11 protein-coding genes are annotated in these 18,464 nt (G+C 40.4%); all 11 read left to right on the forward strand.

What is annotated here, in order from left to right:
• Nucleotides 1-246 precede the first annotated feature (246 nt).
• The 11 genes from DWV53_RS10085 (at nt 247) to DWV53_RS10135 (ending at nt 18,462) form a co-directional block, all read left to right on the forward strand.
• Nucleotides 247-1,581 (forward strand): TolC family protein, encoded by a 1,335-nt coding sequence (locus DWV53_RS10085; RefSeq protein WP_118153409.1) that lies wholly within the window; start codon nt 247-249, stop codon nt 1,579-1,581.
• Between the two features lie 66 nt (nt 1,582-1,647).
• On the forward strand, nt 1,648-2,829 hold the full coding sequence (locus DWV53_RS10090; RefSeq protein WP_118153364.1) for an efflux RND transporter periplasmic adaptor subunit: 1,182 nt from the start codon (nt 1,648-1,650) through the stop codon (nt 2,827-2,829).
• 11 nt (nt 2,830-2,840) lie between these two features.
• On the forward strand, nt 2,841-3,620 hold the full coding sequence (locus tag DWV53_RS10095) for an ABC transporter ATP-binding protein (protein WP_118153367.1): 780 nt from the start codon (nt 2,841-2,843) through the stop codon (nt 3,618-3,620).
• Between the two features lie 111 nt (nt 3,621-3,731).
• The gene (locus DWV53_RS10100; RefSeq protein ID WP_118153370.1) at nt 3,732-4,970 is read left to right on the forward strand and encodes an ABC transporter permease; all 1,239 of its coding nucleotides are present in this window, start codon (nt 3,732-3,734) and stop codon (nt 4,968-4,970) included.
• Between the two features lie 170 nt (nt 4,971-5,140).
• Nucleotides 5,141-5,884, forward strand: coding sequence for a 3-deoxy-manno-octulosonate cytidylyltransferase (kdsB, locus tag DWV53_RS10105; RefSeq protein ID WP_118153373.1), 744 nt, complete (start codon nt 5,141-5,143; stop codon nt 5,882-5,884).
• Between the two features lie 34 nt (nt 5,885-5,918).
• Nucleotides 5,919-7,268, forward strand: a complete 1,350-nt coding sequence (gene tilS / locus DWV53_RS10110; protein ID WP_118153376.1) for a tRNA lysidine(34) synthetase TilS — start codon at nt 5,919-5,921, stop codon at nt 7,266-7,268.
• A complete protein-coding gene (locus tag DWV53_RS16160) occupies nt 7,265-8,935 on the forward strand; it encodes a GH25 family lysozyme (protein WP_259318961.1) in 1,671 nt (556 codons plus the stop codon). Before tilS ends, DWV53_RS16160 begins: the two co-directional genes overlap by 4 nt.
• 116 nt (nt 8,936-9,051) lie before the next feature.
• Entirely contained in the window at nt 9,052-9,924 is an 873-nt protein-coding gene (locus DWV53_RS10120; RefSeq protein ID WP_006846722.1) for a sigma-70 family RNA polymerase sigma factor, read from the forward strand.
• A 64-nt stretch (nt 9,925-9,988) separates the two neighbouring features.
• Entirely contained in the window at nt 9,989-12,115 is a 2,127-nt protein-coding gene (locus tag DWV53_RS10125) for a DUF5686 family protein (RefSeq protein WP_147468771.1), read from the forward strand.
• Nucleotides 12,116-12,186: 71 nt separating this feature from the next.
• Complete coding sequence (locus DWV53_RS10130; RefSeq protein WP_118153382.1) at nt 12,187-15,399, forward strand: UvrD-helicase domain-containing protein; 3,213 nt, start codon at nt 12,187-12,189, stop codon at nt 15,397-15,399.
• Nucleotides 15,400-15,474: 75 nt separating this feature from the next.
• On the forward strand, nt 15,475-18,462 hold the full coding sequence (locus DWV53_RS10135; protein ID WP_118153385.1) for a PD-(D/E)XK nuclease family protein: 2,988 nt from the start codon (nt 15,475-15,477) through the stop codon (nt 18,460-18,462).
• Nucleotides 18,463-18,464: the final 2 nt, after the last annotated feature.

An 18,464-nucleotide genomic window follows, 5' to 3' on the forward strand; every position in this document is an offset into this window, starting at 1 on the left:
AAAAGCAAAAGAAATCTTTCACTATGAAAAGGATTGTTAAAGATAAATGAGAATATTAAACCTATCATCACGTTTTTAATCAAAAACACATATCAGTTGCAACTTTATAGGCGACGCTTACGTCAAAGCTAAAAATGATGTATCCTATTAAGATTTGCAATTATGGAAAGTAAGAACATTAATCCACATTTAATCAGAACAGATGCAAAGAGATCTGTAAAGATGAAAACAAAAAGTAAAAAGAGTATGAACGCAAGTTTTAAAAACATGGCGGTAGCGCTGTTCATCATGTCGGCTCCTATCGCTGTACAAGCTAAGCAATGGTCACTGCAGGATTGTATCAGTTACGCACTGGCTAACAACATTCAACTGCAGAAGACTCAACTCACAAAAGCTTCAGCTCAGGAGGACTATCTGCAATCTAAGTCAGCGCTTCTGCCATCGCTCTCTGCCAGCACCAATCAAAGTGTAAACTATACGCCTTGGGTTTCTAATGGAATCAGCGGAGAAGGTTTCAGCAAAGCTTCCATCGACAAGGTATATTACAATGGCAGCTATAGCGTGATGGGCAATTACACGATTTGGAACGGAAACAAAAACAGAAATCAGGTGAAACTGAACAAGCTGGCAAAGGAAGCGGCACAACTCGATTCGACAGCACAAGCCCTCAACCTGCAAGAACAGATAGCTCAACTTTACGTACAGATACTCTACTCTACAGAGGCTATCAACGTAAACAAAGAAAGTTATCAGTCGAGTGTTCAAAACGAAGAGCGTGGTAAGGAAATGGTAAAAATTGGCAAGATGAGCCAAGCTGACTTAGCACAACTTACAGCACAGAGAGCACAAGATGAGTTTAACATCGTGCAGGCTGAAAGTAACGTTAAAAACTATAAACGACAGTTGAAGGAACTCCTGCAGATTACCAGTGAAGAAGCTTTCGACATCGCTATTCCAAGCACAACTGACCAGATGGCTCTGGCCTCTATCCCAGGAATGAACAGTGTCTATACTGCTGCGCTTCAGAATCGCCCTGAGTTTTTGAGCTATCAAAACAAACTCGACCAGAACGATCTGAACATCAAGATTGCAAAGGCTGGAAAGTTGCCAACCATCAGCGCAAATGCAGGAGCTACGACCAGCACCACATCCATGAACAAAAACGGTTGGGGCAGTCAGATGAAAACCAACTTCAGCATGGGTGGTGGAATCGGTGTCAGTATTCCTCTCTTTGATAACCGACAGACCAAGACTTCTGTCAATAAAGCACTCATTCAGCGTGAAAGCATCTTGCTCGATATAAAGAATGAGCAAACTAAGCTCTACTCTACTATCGAAAACTATTGGTTGCAGGCTAATACAAACCAAAGCCAGTTTAAGGCTGCCAAGGTGAGCAGCGAGAGTGCCCAAACAAGCTACGATCTGTTAAGTGAGCAGTTTAAACTGGGATTAAAGAACATCGTAGAATTGAGAACTGGCAAAGATAATCTTCTGAAGGCTAAGCAGAACGAGCTTCAGGCAAAGTATCTTACCATTCTGAATATCAACATGTTGAAATTCTACCAAAACGGTAGAATCTAAAGAGAAAGATTGGTATTAACATCCGAAAACATATTGCAAATCATTAATAGGTATACATACATTTTTATGAAAAAACTTAGAATCAGCAAAATCTGGATTGCCATGATTGTGATAATCATCGTAGCTGTGGCAGCATGGCTGTTCTCTGGAAGTAAAAACGAAGAGCAAATAGACTTCAAGCAGGAAGCTGTAACCACACAAACATTGCAGAATAGTGTAACTGCAACCGGTACTATTGAAGCGGTAACTTCTGTAACGGTTGGTACACAGGTGAGTGGTATTGTAAACAAACTTTATGTTGATTACAATTCGCAGGTAAAAAAAGGTGAAGTCATAGCTGAGCTCGACAAAACCAACCTGATGAGCGAGTTGAATACTGCCAAAGCTAACCTGGCAAGTGCACAAAGCAGTTTGAACTATCAGAGTGCAAACATGAGCCGCTACCAGACCCTCTATAAGAAAGGTTTGGTAAGTGCTGACGATTATGAAAATGCGCTTCTCACCTATCGCCAGGCGAAAGAGCAAGTAGCTTCGGCCAAGGAAAATGTACAGAAAGCCCAAACCAACCTGAGCTATGCTACAATTACATCCCCAATAGATGGAACTGTCATATCAAAAAGCGTAGAGGAAGGACAGACCGTAGCAGCAAGCTTCAACACTCCAGAGCTCTTTACTATCGCTAAAGATCTGACCAACATGCAGGTGATTGCAAATGTTGACGAGGCTGATATAGGCGGTGTAAAAGAAGGCGACCGCGTCAATTTTACAGTAGATGCTTATCCTGACGATGTATTCCAGGGAACAGTGAAACAGGTTCGTCTGGAAGCTACTACAACAAACAATGTAGTCACTTACGAGGTTGTCATCTCTGCACCCAACGCAGATCTCAAGTTAAAACCAGGACTGACTGCAAATGTTACCATCTTTACACAAGAACGAGCTGGTATTCTTGCCGTTGCCAACAAAGCACTCCGCTTTACTCCAACCAAGGAAACTGTAGGAAAGAATATCAAGATTGTTGACTGCAAAGGAAAAAACAAAGTTTGGACTCTTGCTAACAATACCCTTACAGCTCATTCTGTAACCATCGGTCAGAGCGACGGTATACATACTGAAATTATCAAGGGTTTGAAGAAGGGACAAAAGATTGTAACAGAAATCATAGTTAATACCCCTGAAGAGAATGAGGAGCCTCAACAAAGTCAAGGTTTGATTAGCGGTCCTGGACCTAGAGGAAAGAAAAAATAAAAAATAAGAGTATGGCAAACGACAATATTCAAGTAAACAGCGAAAAGAAAGTGGTGATAGAACTCGACAATGTTCGTCGCGACTTTCTTGTGGGTGAGGAAACTGTCCACGCCCTAAAAGGTGTAAGCTTTAATAAAATATACGAAGGTGAGTTTGTTACCATCATGGGTAAATCAGGATCAGGTAAATCTACCCTGCTGAACCAGCTAGGTTGTCTTGATACCCCATCCTGTGGCGAATACTATCTGGATGGAGTAAGCGTACGAAAGATGTCACGTAATGATCGCGCCATTCTTAGAAACCGAAAGATTGGATTCATCTTCCAGAACTACAATCTTCTACCGAAGACTACAAGTGTAGAAAATGTAGAACTTCCACTGATGTACAACCCGAACGTAAGCGCAGAAGAACGAAAGCAACGTGCTATCGAATCGCTGAAAGCTGTTGGTTTAGGAGAACGTCTCTATCATAAGAGTAATCAGATGTCTGGAGGACAGATGCAGCGAGTAGCAATAGCTCGTGCGTTGGTCAACAACCCCGCTGTGATACTTGCTGATGAAGCAACGGGTAATCTCGACACCAGAACCAGTTTCGAGATTCTGGTACTCTTCCAGAAACTTTATGCTGAAGGAAGAACCATCATCTTCGTTACCCACAACCCAGACATTGCAAATTATTCGAGTCGTAATATCGAACTGCGTGATGGTCACATCATCAGCGACACCTATAACGAACATATTCTCTCGGCAGCCGAAGGTCTGGCAGCCTTGCCTGCCAACACGGACGAATAAGTTTTCAATGTTAAGTGTTAAATGTTGAATGTTAAATTACTTAGCATCCAATAGCAAACGAAGTTTTCACTTAACACTTAACATTTACCATTTAACATTACAACAAGTAAAATGAATTATCAGAATCTTTTCAAAATAGCCATCCGCGCCATTGCTGCCAACAAAATGCGCTCTTTCCTTACCGCATTGGGCATCATCATCGGTATTGCTGCGGTTATTACCATGCTTGCCATCGGACAAGGAAGTAAAGCCAGCATCAAGGCAAACATAGCAGAGATGGGATCAAACATGATTATGATTTCACCAGGTGCAGACATGCGTGGCGGTGTGAGACAGGATGCTTCGTCAATGGAGACGCTGAAGCAAGCCGACTATCAGAGCATCAAAGACGAATGTAATTATATCTCAGCTATTTCTCCTACTGTAAACAGTTCCGGACAGTGGATCTACGGAAACAACAACACCCAAAGTTCCATTTATGGTGTAAACCAAGACTATCTTTCCATCCGACAACTGAAAGTGGCAGATGGAGAAATGTTTACTGATACAGACATTAAGGCTGCATCTAAAGTTTGTATTTTGGGACAGACAGTAGTTGACTATCTTTTCCCTGATGGCAGTGATCCTATCGGTAAGGTTGTGCGATTTAACAGCATTCCATTCAGAGTAATCGGTGTCTTGAAGAAGAAAGGTTACAATAGTATGGGTATGGACCAGGATGATTTGGTACTTGCCCCCTATACAACAGTAATGAAGCGAATTATGGCACAAACCTATTTAGGAGGCATCGTCTGTTCAGCTATCACCGAAGAGGCTTCTCAACCTGCCCAAGATCAGATTACAGAAATATTGCGACGCAACCACAAATTGAAAGACGCAACAGATACTACTGAAGCAGATGAAGATGACTTCAATATCCGCTCTCAAGAGGAAATTTCAAGCATGATGAATTCTACCATGTCTACAATCACCATCCTGCTCGGATCCGTGGCAGGAATCTCGCTGCTGGTAGGCGGCATCGGAATCATGAACATCATGTATGTATCTGTAACAGAACGCACCCGCGAAATAGGTCTTCGAATGAGTGTAGGCGCACGAGGTATTGATATTTTGAACCAGTTTCTGATAGAAGCTATCTTACTTTCTGTAACTGGCGGTATTATAGGAGTGATATTGGGAGTTAGTTTATCGCTCAGTCTTAACTATTTCTTCCATATAGCCACCCAAATAGAGCCTTGGAGCATTATTATGAGTTTTGCAGTCTGTACATTTACTGGCGTTTTCTTTGGATGGTATCCTGCAAAGAAGGCAGCAAGGCTCGACCCTATCGAGGCTATCAGATACGAATAAAAAAATGGGAGAACATTAAATATTCTCTGAGGTTTTTCAAAAAAACAAAAAGTTTTTTGGTGAATACAAAATAAAGTTGTACTTTTGCGTCTGCGGAAGTGCAACTTTTTTATTTGAAGTTAAACGAATCGCATGAATTGAATAGTAAACAGGTTTAAATATAGAAGATTATGAAATTTATAGGAATTATTCCAGCAAGATACGCATCAACACGTTTCCCGGGAAAGCCACTTGCCATGTTAGGTGGCAAACCAGTAATACAGCATGTTTATGAGAAAGTAGCAGCTTGTCTAGAAGCAGCCTATGTTGCAACAGATGATGAGCGAATATTCAATGCTGTAGAAGCATTTGGCGGTAAAGCTGTTATGACGCGCAAGAATCATAAGAGCGGTACTGACCGCATAGAAGAAGCTATCGAAAAAATTGGTGGAGACTGGGATGTCATTGTCAATGTTCAAGGAGATGAACCTTTTGTAGACAAGAGTCAATTGGAAACCATCTGCCAGTGTTTTGATGACCCAACAACCCAAATTGCCACTTTAGGAAAAGCTTTTACCAGTATGGAAGCTGTAAAAAATCCTAATAGTCCAAAGATTGTTGTAGACAATCAAGGCTTTGCTATGTATTTCTCTCGCAGCATCATTCCATACGTAAGAGGAAAGGAAGAGGAAGAATGGCTCAAGAGTTTTCCTTATCTGAAACATTTGGGCATCTATGCTTACCGCAAAGAAGTTTTAAAAGAGGTAACCAAACTGCCACAAAGCTCACTAGAAATAGCAGAGAGCCTGGAACAACTTCGATGGCTGCAGAATGGCTACAAGATAAAAGTTGGTACTACAGATGTAGAAACTGTAGGCATCGACACGCCAGAAGATTTGCAGCGGGCAGAAGACTTTTTGAAAAACAGAAAGTAATAAGAAACATCATATACTTTTAAAGTATCGCAGAATGAACAAAATTGAAAATATCGTCAAAAAATATATTATTCACCATGGTATGTTCAAGTGGCAAACACCATATATCGTTGCCTTGTCCGGAGGTGCCGATAGCGTTGCCCTATTGCTTATCTTGAAAAATATAGGACTGAACATTTCTGCTGCGCACTGTAACTTTCACCTTCGCGGCGAAGAGAGTGACAGAGACGAGCAATTTTGTGTAAATCTGTGCCAACAACAGGGAATCAGTTTGTCTCGAATCCATTTTGATACTTATGCTTATGCCCATTTGCACAAGGTAAGTATCGAAATGGCTGCACGCAACTTACGCTACAGCTATTTTGCCCAATTAGTAAAAGACTTGCATGCAGGAGGCATTTGTGTGGCCCATCATCGCGATGACAATGTAGAAACTTTACTTCTGAATCTGTTAAGAGGATCTGGAGTAGACGGATTAGCAGGCATCGCCCCCAAAAACGGAAATATTCTGCGCCCTCTTCTCTGCATCAGCCGACAGGATATATTGCAATACCTAAAAGAAAAAAAGCAAGATTTTGTCACAGATTCAACAAATTTGGAAGACGATGCTTTAAGAAATAAAATTCGCCATCATGTAGTACCTCTTTTAGAAAGTATCAACCCGGCAGCAAGTGAAAATATCGCTCTCACTGCCAAATACATACGCCAAGCGAAAAGTATACTTGAGAGCATGGATAGCATCAGTACAACCGACTCTTATAGGAAAGTTATATATATCCCTAAAGTATCTGTCATGAATGCTCCAAGTCCGGAATTCATACTCCATAAAGAATTAGGCAGATATGGTTTTCATGGCAATATCATTGATGACATCTGTGAAAGCCTCTTCAGTCAGGATCGTGGTGTCGGTAAAATTTGGAAAAACGAAGACTATATGATAGTCATCGACAGAGAACAGCTGTTGATTTCTAACATAAAAGACTTGAATAACATTCAGGAGCAAAGAGCGTTCCGACTGCCAGAAGAAGGCATTTACAACATGGACGAAGGAACCCAAATCAAGATAAGAATCTTCTCGCATATGGGTGACTTCATGCCAAGCAAAGAATCGCAATGTATCACTTTGGATGCGGAAAAAGTCAGTTTCCCCCTCACCTACCGACTGGTAAAAGAAGGCGATAGATTTCAACCTTTCGGCATGAAGGGTAGCAAACTGTTGAGTGACTATATGACCGATAGGAAATTTGACTATATACAAAAGAAGACACAGCATGTATTAACTGATAGTAAAGGGGAAATCATCTGGCTTATCGGCGAACGTACGTCTGAAAAAACAAAGATTACTGAAACCACCAAGAAAATTTTGGAGGTCATCATCAAATGAAAAAGAAAATATTATATATCACAAGTTTAGTTCTCATTCTGCTGGCTGCCGCCAGCACATGGAGCTATTATTGTCTGAACCCATCAAGTGATAGAGTGAACAAGGCAAAAGCAAACATAAAAGTATACAGTCACTATGAATTAATTCAAAATGGAAAAACAATACTCCGGTTCGACGAAGACACTACGACACTGGCTGCCAACTTTATGAATCGTTGGGCGTTGATTCCTTCATGTGAAGGAAGACTTGCCGCCTGCTACAACAACAGCATCAGCCGGACTCACTATCTTGGCAAAGATGCGGATAGCATCTTTAAAGAGAAAGTTGATTCTTTAGACAGTTTGTATAGAGACTCCAAATGGAAAGTGGGAGAACTGAACTATTATATCCACTCTCATTCTGTCCTGGATGCAGGCTACAACTCTATTTGCGCTTATACCCAACACGAACTGGAACTACGCGATTCTGCCAAGAAACTGATTGATTCCCTGAAACATGTACAGAAAAAGGGACATTTCAAGTTGAAACGCTCCATTTCATATCAAGCCTATTATAGAGACGAGAACGGAAAATGGAAGAGTCAGGCATGCAAACTCATCAAAGCAATGAATGGAGAAACTGCACAAGGAAGCCGCATATTCCAACTTTCCTCAGAAACAACTCCTAAAGGGGTTAAAGCTATTTCACCTCAACTTGCAGCATCTTTAGCAACAGCTCATGGAGTCACACTTCGACGCTCTATTGATTACACCCTCTTACCTGATTCTCTAGGATATTATCGGGGTACAACCGACAGTATCTATCAACCAAACGGTCATGGATGCTGGCAAGGATACGATGGAACCTATTATGAAGGTTACTGGAAAAACGGGAAACGTGAAGGATTCGGATTCAGCATTGCTCCCAAGAAGCCATTACGAATAGGCGAATGGAAAAATGACCGCTATAAAGGCGAAAGACTCGTATATACATCGGAACGTATTTATGGCATAGACCTGAGCAAATACCAGCATGGAAAAGGCAGAAAAAAATATGCTATCAATTGGAACCGTTTACGCATTACACATCTTGGCCGCCTCAGCAAAAAGACAGTGTCAGGAACAGTAAACTTCCCGATTCGCTTCATCTATATCAAGAGTACAGAAGGTAAATCGCTGTTAAATCCTTATTATAGAAAAGATTATCGTGATGCAAAAGCACATGGTTACAAGGTTGGAACCTATCACTTCTTTACCACCATAACACCTGCTGCCGAACAAGCACGACACTTTCTGAAACACAGTATCATTAGGAAAGGCGATTTTCCTCCAGTTCTTGATGTTGAACCGCTTCCTAGTCAAATCAAGAAAATGGGAGGGGCTGGAGTATTGTTTGCACGCATTAGAACTTGGCTTAGAATTGTAGAAAGAGCAACTGGTGTTAAGCCTATTCTTTACATCAGCCAAACTTTCGTAAATCGCTATCTGCCACAGGCTCCCGATCTGAAACATAACTACCAGGTTTGGATTGCACGATATGGAGAGTATAAACCAGACATCCGATTGGTATATTGGCAACTCTGCCCCGACGGAAGAGTAGCAGGAATACATGGAGAGGTAGACATCAACGTGTTTAACGGATACGATGACGCTTTTCAAAGTTTTGTTAAGAACAAGACCGTAAAATAACCTTTAAATGAGTAAGTTAGGTTAATTACGTTAAAGTAAGTTATAATTCTAGTCGTGTATCAATATTTTTATTATCTTTGCGCCAATTGTGCAATGTGTAACTAAGAGGAAAGATAATGAGACAGCTTAAGATACAAAAGAGTATAACCAATCGTAATAGTGAAGCCCTCGACAAATATCTTGTAGAGATAGGTAGAGCCCCTATGGTTTCTATTGATGAAGAAATAGAATTGGCTCAAGCTATCCGCAAGGGAGGTAGAGCTGGCGAAAGAGCAAAAAATAAGTTGATTGAAGCCAACTTACGTTTTGTGGTGTCGGTAGCAAAACAATATCAGCACCAGGGACTCACCTTGACAGACTTGATTGACGAAGGAAACATCGGACTCATCAAAGCTGCAGAACGCTTCGACGAAACACGAGGGTTCAAATTTATCTCATACGCTGTATGGTGGATTCGTCAGAGTATTTTACAGGCAATAGCAGAGCAAAGCCGAATTGTTCGACTTCCTCTCAACCAGGTAGGATCACTCAACAAGGTTAACCAGGAAATTAATAAGTTTGAGCAGGAAAACCAACGTCGTCCAAGCGTTGAAGAACTTGCAGCCAGAACGGGTGTTGACGAGGACAAGATTTCTCAGAGCATGGCTGCCAGTGGTCATCATGTAAGCATCGATGCTCCATTCAGTGATGACGATGACAACTCTATGGCAGATGTAATGGCAAGCGGAGACGATGCCAGAACAGACAAGCAGGTTGACCATGAAAGTATGGCACAAGACCTAAGACAGGTTTTAAAAGTTTGCCTCAAGGATCGCGAACTGAAAATTATCTGCGCATGCTACGGAATTGGGGAAACCGAAAAGGGACTCGAGGAAATTGGTGATAAAATGGGGCTGACCCGTGAGCGAGTTCGCCAAATAAGAGAAAAAAGCATCACCAAACTGAGAGAATCCGGGAAGATAGGAATCCTTATGAAATATCTTGGTTAGGAAAGCTGCTGTCCAAAATATTTGGAATAGTTTTTCTGCCAAGTAACATCTTAACTCATAATAGATGAAGAAATATCAAACACACATCATTTTGACGATTATCTTCTGCATGATGGCTTTTGCAGCACATGCAAGAAGAATGTCACCGAGAGACGCCTTTAGTGACTCGGTGATGTGTTTGGTATTTAAATATTCACAATCTGTTGACACAACAGGTAGAGCTGAGCACAAGAGTTATGCCTACACTAAATTTCAAATCAAAACAAACAAACGTAATGCAACGCTCATGCTAGTACCGACAATGTATGCGGTGGCTCATGGCGGTGGCAGAAGATTCATCAGCGAGTTTTATAACCAAATGACGCTAGACGCAAATGGCAGACCAGTTGCCAAGCGTTTGCTGAACATAAGCACCATTCCGCATAGAAGCAACACATTGTCATCAGTTTTGAAATACATGACTCCAACGGTATATGGAGAAACACTTTTCGAAACTAATATTCTTTCTCCTTTCCACTATAAGAATCGCAGATATTATAAATATGCCGTCACCCAATTACCATTCGGCAAAGCACAAGTCTACGTATATCCACGTCTCAAAAACACCCAAGTTATTGAAGCACGTGCCATTGTTGATTCCCAAAGCGGAAAGATAAGCATGGTAGACTTTGAGGGCGAATATGATATGACCCGTTTCTATATCTCTATTATTATGGGTAAAGACGGATTTGGTTCACTTTCTCCTGCAAGATGCAGCATGAGAGCCAACTTCAGTTTTATGGGTAACAAGATAACGGGCATGTATACAACTGTATACGGACTGCCGAAAATATTAAGTGATTCACTCAATAATGTAGCCGATACTGCATTAATGGCAAAAGTGCGCCCAATTGAGTTAAACCAAGATGAGGCTGACATATACAGAAAATTCTACGAAAAAAGGAAACAAATAACAGATTCCTTAAATAACATCATACCAGAGAAAAACTTTGCAAAAGACATACTTTGGGATGTTATCGGTGACAATGTATTAAACAGGATTTCCCAAGGCTTCGGAAAGCAAAACCAAGGCTACTTCCGTATCAGTCCTATTCTCAACCCACTCTATATGGGATACTCCGAGCGAAAAGGAATTGTATACAAGTTTGACCTGAAGGGAGGCTACAGGTTTACAGAAAATCTGGAATTGGGGCTTCGCTTTAAAGGAGGTTACAGTATGAAACAACACAGATTTTATTTCAATATACCATTGACATTCAACTATAACCCGAAGCACAATGGATATCTGAAGTTAGAAATCGGTAACGGCAATAGAATATCGAATAATCGTGTCGCACGAAAGATGTTAGGCATCAGCAAACCTGAAGATAACGATTTTCTATATCCACTATTCTCAGAATATCCAGGATTGTCATTACCGGAAATCTCAACAGATATTGATGCTAATAACAGGAAACTGACAGAGTTTAAAGATGATTATCTTCGTCTTACTAACCACTGGAGTTTCAACGACTATGTCGGTTTTGAAGTAGGTTTAGTTTCACATCAACGAAAAGCTGTAGTAGAAAGTTTCTATAAACTGTTTAATTACCCAAGCAAATATGTGTCAGTAGCACCAGCTGTAGCTTTAGAACTCTTACCATGGGGTAAGAAAGGCTCCATCTTTAAAATAGACTATGAAAAGGGATGGAAAAACCTACTAGGTTCAAACATAGACTACGAACGGGTTGAAGCAGATGCACAAACTATTTTTCAAGCGTCACGCCGTCAATCATATTCTGTTAGATTAGGAGCAGGTTTTTATACCCGCAAAGGTGATCATTGGGACTTCGTTGACTATACCAATTTCCATGACAACAATATTCCTGGTGGCTGGAATGATAGCTGGAGTGGAGAATTCGAATTACTGCCATCCCAATGGTATAATGCCAGTGATTATTACGTTCGCGGAAATTTCACTTATGAAGCTCCCATGATTGCAACTGCATGGCTCCCCCTGATTGGGAAATATATAGAAGCAGAGCGTCTGTATGTAAGCAGTCTTGTTGTAAACCATTTACACCCATATACAGAATGGGGATATGGAGTAACAACAAGAGCTATTACATTAGGATTCTTTGCAGCCTTCAAAAACACGAAGTTTAATGGCATAGGCTGTCGCTTCGGTTTTGAACTATTTAGAGATTGGTAATATTCATAAAAGCATGGATAAAACATGATTTCTAGGACACAATATCAATAACATCATAAAAAAATCAAAATATGAGTTCACAACTAACTGTTTATAAAGCAAGTGCAGGATCAGGTAAAACATTTACTTTGGCTCGCGAGTATATGACACTCGTGATAGCTAATCCTGCTTCCTACAGAACCATTCTTGCAGTAACCTTCACCAACAAAGCTACTGAAGAAATGAAAATGCGTATCTTAGGAAAATTATACGAAATTGCACACGGACTACCAGAAGCTAACGATTATGTAAATCAAATACAGCAGGCTTTACCGTATCTTTCATCCAAACAAATTCAGAAAAATGCAGAATCTGCCCTGCATTTGCTCATACATAATTATAACTATTTCCGGGTTATGACCATCGATACGTTCTTTCAGAGTGTATTGAGAAATCTAGCACGTGAACTTGATCTGACTGCCAATTTACGGATAGAACTCAATGACTATCAAATAGAACAGCATGCCGTTGATGAACTTATAGAAAGTCTTGAAGATACCGATCGTCTACTTTTCTGGATTATGGATTATATCAAAGAAAATATTGATGATGATAAGAGTTGGAATGTCATAGGACAGATCAAGAAATTCGGTGAGAACATATTCAAGGATTATTACAAAGCTCATTCCGACAAGCTGACAGAATTGATGGAACAAGAAGATTTCTTCAAGGATTTTACCGACCGAATGAAAAAAATGCGCAATAAGGCAAAAGAGCAGCTTAAAGAAATTGCTGCTACTTTTTTCGATTCCCTTGAAGAAGAAGGATTTACGTCAGAAGACTTAGCTGGAAAAACGAGAGGTATTTGGAGCTATTTCAACAAGCTGAAAAATGGCAAATATACAGATGATGATCTATATAATGCAACGTTCAGTAAATGTCTGGAAAGTCCGGAAGCATGGGTCAAGAAATCTGACGTGAAAAATTGTACTGATATCTTCAATTATGTAGAATCGGTACTCTACCCTATTCTGCTGTTTGCAGAAGATAATCGTCCAAGACTCACCCGAATCTTCAAAAGTACCGATCTGACCATAAAGCATCTTAATCAGCTCCGCCTTTTGGGAAGCATAGATAAAAAAGTCAGGGAGATGAACAGAGAGGCGAACCGTTTCCTTTTGAGCGATACTCAGACCTTGCTCAACTCACTGATAAAGGATAGCGATTCGCCATTCATCTTTGAAAAGATTGGCACTCAACTCGACCATATAATGATTGACGAGTTCCAAGATACTAGCACCATCCAATGGAAGAACTTCAAAGTGCTGCTCGAAGAAACCATGAGTAGAGAAGATGCAGGTAACCTCATTGTTGGTGACGTAAAACAAAGTATTTACAGATGGCGATCCGGCGATTGGAGACTGCTCAATAATATCGATAAAGAATTTAATAAAAGCGCGAAAGAAGTAAGCATAGAAACTTTGGGTACCAACTACCGCTCTGATAGAAACATCATTGAGTTTAACAATGCTTTTTTCACAGAAGCAGTAAAATTGGAGATTGAAGACCTGAAAGATAAATGTCCTGAAGAATGTAAACAGCTGGAAAGCGCATATAGCGATGTCTGCCAGCAAGTACCAGACCACCATTCTGTTCCTAATGGTTCTATCAGTATTCAGCTCCTGGGCGGTGAAAATATTGAAGACAGAATGATGCAAACAACATTGGACACTGTAGACAAGTTGGTTGAAAGAGGTGTTCCTTGCAACAAAATAGCAATCCTGGTAAGAAGCAACCGTAACATACAGGACATTGCTGAGTATTTTATGAACCATTCCGACTATCCGTTGGTTTCAGATGAGGCATTCAGGCTGGATGCCTCCCAAGCAGTATGCACATTGGTTAACGCTCTCTACATACTGGTACACCCAAATGACAATATTGCATTAGCAACTCTCAACAAGTTTTGTGACACGTATTCTGTAGCTGGAAATATGCCGGAGCAACTTTTGACCAATCGTTCTGAGTATCTGGAAATGCCACTGTTCGATCTCACAGAACGCCTTTTTGCAGAACTTAAACTTGGCGAAATAAAAGACATGATCAAGCAAACTGCCTACATCTGTACTTTTTATGATTGCTTAAGTAAATATCTCACAGATAACAGTAGTGATATCACTGGATTTCTGAAAGAATGGGATAACCGTATCCACGAAAAAAGCATTCATAGCGATGGCGATGGAGGTATCAGATTCCTTACTATACATAAGAGTAAGGGACTGGAATACGATCATGTTATCATGCCTTACTGTGACTGGCAACTAGAAAAAGCCAACACTATCTGGTGCACACCGCAAGAAGCTCCATACAACGAGCTTCCACTGGTACCTATAGATTTCAGTGCTAAACTGATGAAGCAAAGTATATATGAAGCAGATTATAATCATGAACATCTGCAAAACATAGTCGACAATTTGAATCTGCTTTATGTAGCCTTCACACGTGCCAGTCACAATCTGATTGTAATTGGCAAACGAGCTAATAGTGCATATCGTTCTGCCATTATTGAATCTGTACTCGACAAGGTAGCCAGCCGACTTGAAGCTAATGATGTAAAGATGGAATTAAAAGGAATAGGTTCTGATGCCAAAACAGATGACATATCTTTCTGCTATAATGAAATATATGTACCTGATTCTTCCAAGAAATCAAACGAGAAGAAGGATACAAACGTGCTCTCAGCCTATTCTCAACCTTTAGAAATTAAAATAAATGTTACGCCTGAAATGCCAGAATTCAGACAGAGTAACCAGAGCCGTGACTTTATAAAGCGTGACGAAACTGAAGAACAACAGAAGTTTTATATCAAAATGGGTACCATTTTGCACAACCTCTTTTCTACAATCCGCACGGTTGATGATATTGATGGAGCCCTGAAACAGTTGGAGTTAGACGGACTTTTATACGACCAAGACCTCACACCAGAGAAAATAAAGGAGATGATCAGGAAAAGACTTGAATCACCAAAGGTCGCAAAATGGTTTGATAAGGAACTGACCATACTAAATGAATGTTCTATCCTGACAGTTGAAAATGGAAAAGTGGCAGAATACCGTCCAGACCGCGTGATGCAAAACTCAAAAAATGAAACCATCGTGGTAGACTTCAAATTCGGTAAACAGAAAGTAGAACACCATGAACAGGTTAGAAAATACATCGGCTTGTTAAAAAGTATGGGACATCACCGAGTAAAAGGTTATCTATGGTATGTATACCCTAACAGAATAGTTGAAGTAATAAAATAATAGGTTCTATTGCCCCTTTCCAAAAAGTAGGGCAACATAAAGAACAGTTGCAAACATTGAAAAGTCCATTAAGATATGAAAGCATTTTTAAAATATGTAGCAAGAGATATACTCGAGAAATACGGAAACAATCTCAGCGACATTGCCGTCGTGTTTCCAAATAAACGCGCCGCTCTTTTCCTCAACGAGAGTCTGGCACGTTTGACAGATCACCCTATCTGGTCACCATCTTACATAACAATCAGCGACCTTTTTCGCAAACATAGCACATTGAAAGTTGGAGACCCAATCAAACTTGTTTGCGATTTACATAAAACATTCGTAGCCTGCACTGGTATTGATGAGACCCTCGACCATTTTTATGGATGGGGACAACTTCTTATCACAGATTTTGACGATATTGATAAAAACATGGCAGAAGCAGAAAAACTCTTTGCCAATCTTAGCAATATACATGAACTTGATGACATCTCATATCTTACAGAAGAACAGAAAACGCTGATTAAGAAATTTTTCAGCAATTTCAACGATGATCACAACTCAGAACTCAAAAAGAGATTTCTACAATTATGGAGCCATTTTCTTGATATCTATAAGCAGTTCAACATGCGTCTTGAAGAACAAGGATTGGCTTATGAGGGGGCTCTGTACAGGAAAGTTGTAAATGATGAAAATATCAAATTCCAACACAAGAAATATCTCTTTGTCGGTTTTAATATGATGCAAGTAGTAGAACGGAAACTCTGCGACCGCTTGATGAAAGAGGGTAAAGCACATTTCTATTGGGACTACGATGACTATTATATGCAAAACAATCATGAGGCAGGTCACTACATTCGTGAATATCTCAAATATTATCCTAACGAATTGAATGATATGCCTTCTCAGGATCTTCGTGAAATTTATCATAACTTTGATAACAATAAAGACATTACATACATATCGGCATCTACAGAAAACATTCAGGCCCGCTATGTAAACCAATGGCTTAAAGAAAAGAAACGCTATAAATATGGGAAAAAAGTGGCTATAGTATTAGCCGATGAAGGATTGTTACAAAGTGTTATACATAGTCTTCCTACAAACGAAGACATCAAGTCGTTGCCAGATTATTCTGAGAACGACAAGTTAGCATATAATATAACATTGGGTTATCCGCTTCAACAGACACCATTCTACAGTTTGCTGCAACAGCTCATCAAGTTGCAGGGCGTAGGTCATCCCAAGCATAGTAACAACTATCGCTTACATAATGTGCTCATGGTGCTCCGTCATCCATACACACGCTATATTTCTCAAAATTATAGCAAACTCTTGAGCGCTCTTGACGAGCAGAAGCAGTTCTATCCTACCCGCCAATTCCTAAGCATGGATGGTGATGAAGGCTTGTCACTGCTTTTCAAAGATTTGGGTGAGACTGCAACAGAAAATGAATACAACTTGAGACTCATCCAGTATCTGCTGGATATTTTGAAGACAATAGGTGTGAATAGTAAAGAACAGGACGATCCTTTATTCCAGGAATCGCTCTTTAGGACCTATACATTGTTGAACCGTCTGCAAGAACTCATCCAGACAGGAGACTTAGCAGTAGACTGCATCACTCTGGAACGACTCATCCAACAGCTCATCCAATCTACAAGTATTCCTTTCCATGGTGAACCTGCAGAAGGAATACAGGTAATGGGTGTATTGGAAACTCGAAATCTTGATTTCGAGCATATCTTAGTACTCTCATGCAACGAAGGGAAACTGCCGAAAGGTGTGAACGATGCTTCATTTATTCCCTATTCATTGAGAAAGGCATACGGCTTGACTACGGTAGATAACAAAGTAGCTATATACGCCTATTATTTTCACAGTCTGCTCCAACGCTCACACGACATCACTTTATGTTACAATAACGCAACAGAAGATGGCCAATCGGGTGAGATGAGCCGTTTTATGCTACAACTCCTGGTAGAAAGCCATCATAACATCAAGCGCTTTTCTTTGGTCGCAGGACAAAACACACTGCGTCCTACTTATGAACCAATAGAGAAAAAACTGCATACGCTCAGCCAGCTCAAGAATTTGAAAATGCTTACGCCAACATTTTTGAATACTTATTTGAGATGTGAAAAGCAATTCTACTATAAATATGTAGAAGGACTGATTGAGCCAGATGAAATTGATGAGGACGAAGTAGACAACAAAGTATTTGGAAATATATTCCATCGGGCAGCAGAACTGTTCTATCTGGGATTAGCAAGCAGCGATGCTCTGACAACCGACGGTAAAGGAGAACTCAAACTGACTCGTCCTATCGTTGTATCAAAAGAGCAATTAGAGCAAGCCTTAAAAGACGAATCTCTGATTTATCGCCTGGTTGATCAGGCATTCAGAGAAGAACTCTTTAAAGTTAGCGCTGCAGGATATCGTCCAAAATATAATGGTCTGCAACTGATCAATAAAGAAGTAATAGCAAGATATATCCGGCAACTTGTCACGATAGATATGCGCCAGGCTCCATTCACCATACTCGGATTAGAGCTGGTTGTAAAAACTGACGTCGAAGTAGAAACAAGTATCGGCAATTTATCTCTGTCAATAGGAGGTTTTATCGACCGACTGGACGCTGTTGCAGCTAACGGTAATGCAAATGGCAATAATCTTGCAGAACGAATCCGCGTAATAGACTATAAAACAGGACGTATTTCAACAACACGTCCAAGAGAACTGAGCGAAGTGTTTGATCCATCCATGCTCAACAAGCATACAGATTATTATTTACAATCTATGCTCTACTCGATTATTGTAAGCCACAACAGGAATCTGAATCCGGCTCAAGAGCCCGTATCTCCAGGCTTGCTGTTTATACAAAATGCAGGAGCAGAAGATTATGATCCGACATTAAAAATGGGCAAGGAACTCATCAGTAGCATAGATGTATACGAAGAAGAGTTTATGAAACAACTGAAAGTTCTCATCGCCAACATCTTTGACAAGGACCAACCATTCCGGCCTACAGATGATAAGCATCGTTGCGAATACTGTCCATACGCAGCTTTATGCAAATCATAGAA

This window comes from Segatella copri, from assembly GCF_003465495.1.
Classification (GTDB): Bacteria; Bacteroidota; Bacteroidia; order Bacteroidales; family Bacteroidaceae; genus Prevotella; species Prevotella copri_G.

Bases quoted from the DNA above. Each gene is read 5' to 3' on its own strand.
- DWV53_RS10085 (WP_118153409.1), top strand. From the start codon at position 247: ATGAACGCAAGTTTTAAAAACATGGCGGTAGCGCTGTTCATCATGTCG.
- DWV53_RS10090 (WP_118153364.1), top strand. From the start codon at position 1,648: ATGAAAAAACTTAGAATCAGCAAAATCTGGATTGCCATGATTGTGATA.
- DWV53_RS10095 (WP_118153367.1), top strand. From the start codon at position 2,841: ATGGCAAACGACAATATTCAAGTAAACAGCGAAAAGAAAGTGGTGATA.
- DWV53_RS10100 (WP_118153370.1), top strand. From the start codon at position 3,732: ATGAATTATCAGAATCTTTTCAAAATAGCCATCCGCGCCATTGCTGCC.
- kdsB (WP_118153373.1), top strand. From the start codon at position 5,141: ATGAAATTTATAGGAATTATTCCAGCAAGATACGCATCAACACGTTTC.
- tilS (WP_118153376.1), top strand. From the start codon at position 5,919: ATGAACAAAATTGAAAATATCGTCAAAAAATATATTATTCACCATGGT.
- DWV53_RS16160 (WP_259318961.1), top strand. From the start codon at position 7,265: ATGAAAAAGAAAATATTATATATCACAAGTTTAGTTCTCATTCTGCTG.
- DWV53_RS10120 (WP_006846722.1), top strand. From the start codon at position 9,052: ATGAGACAGCTTAAGATACAAAAGAGTATAACCAATCGTAATAGTGAA.
- DWV53_RS10125 (WP_147468771.1), top strand. From the start codon at position 9,989: ATGAAGAAATATCAAACACACATCATTTTGACGATTATCTTCTGCATG.
- DWV53_RS10130 (WP_118153382.1), top strand. From the start codon at position 12,187: ATGAGTTCACAACTAACTGTTTATAAAGCAAGTGCAGGATCAGGTAAA.
- DWV53_RS10135 (WP_118153385.1), top strand. From the start codon at position 15,475: ATGAAAGCATTTTTAAAATATGTAGCAAGAGATATACTCGAGAAATAC.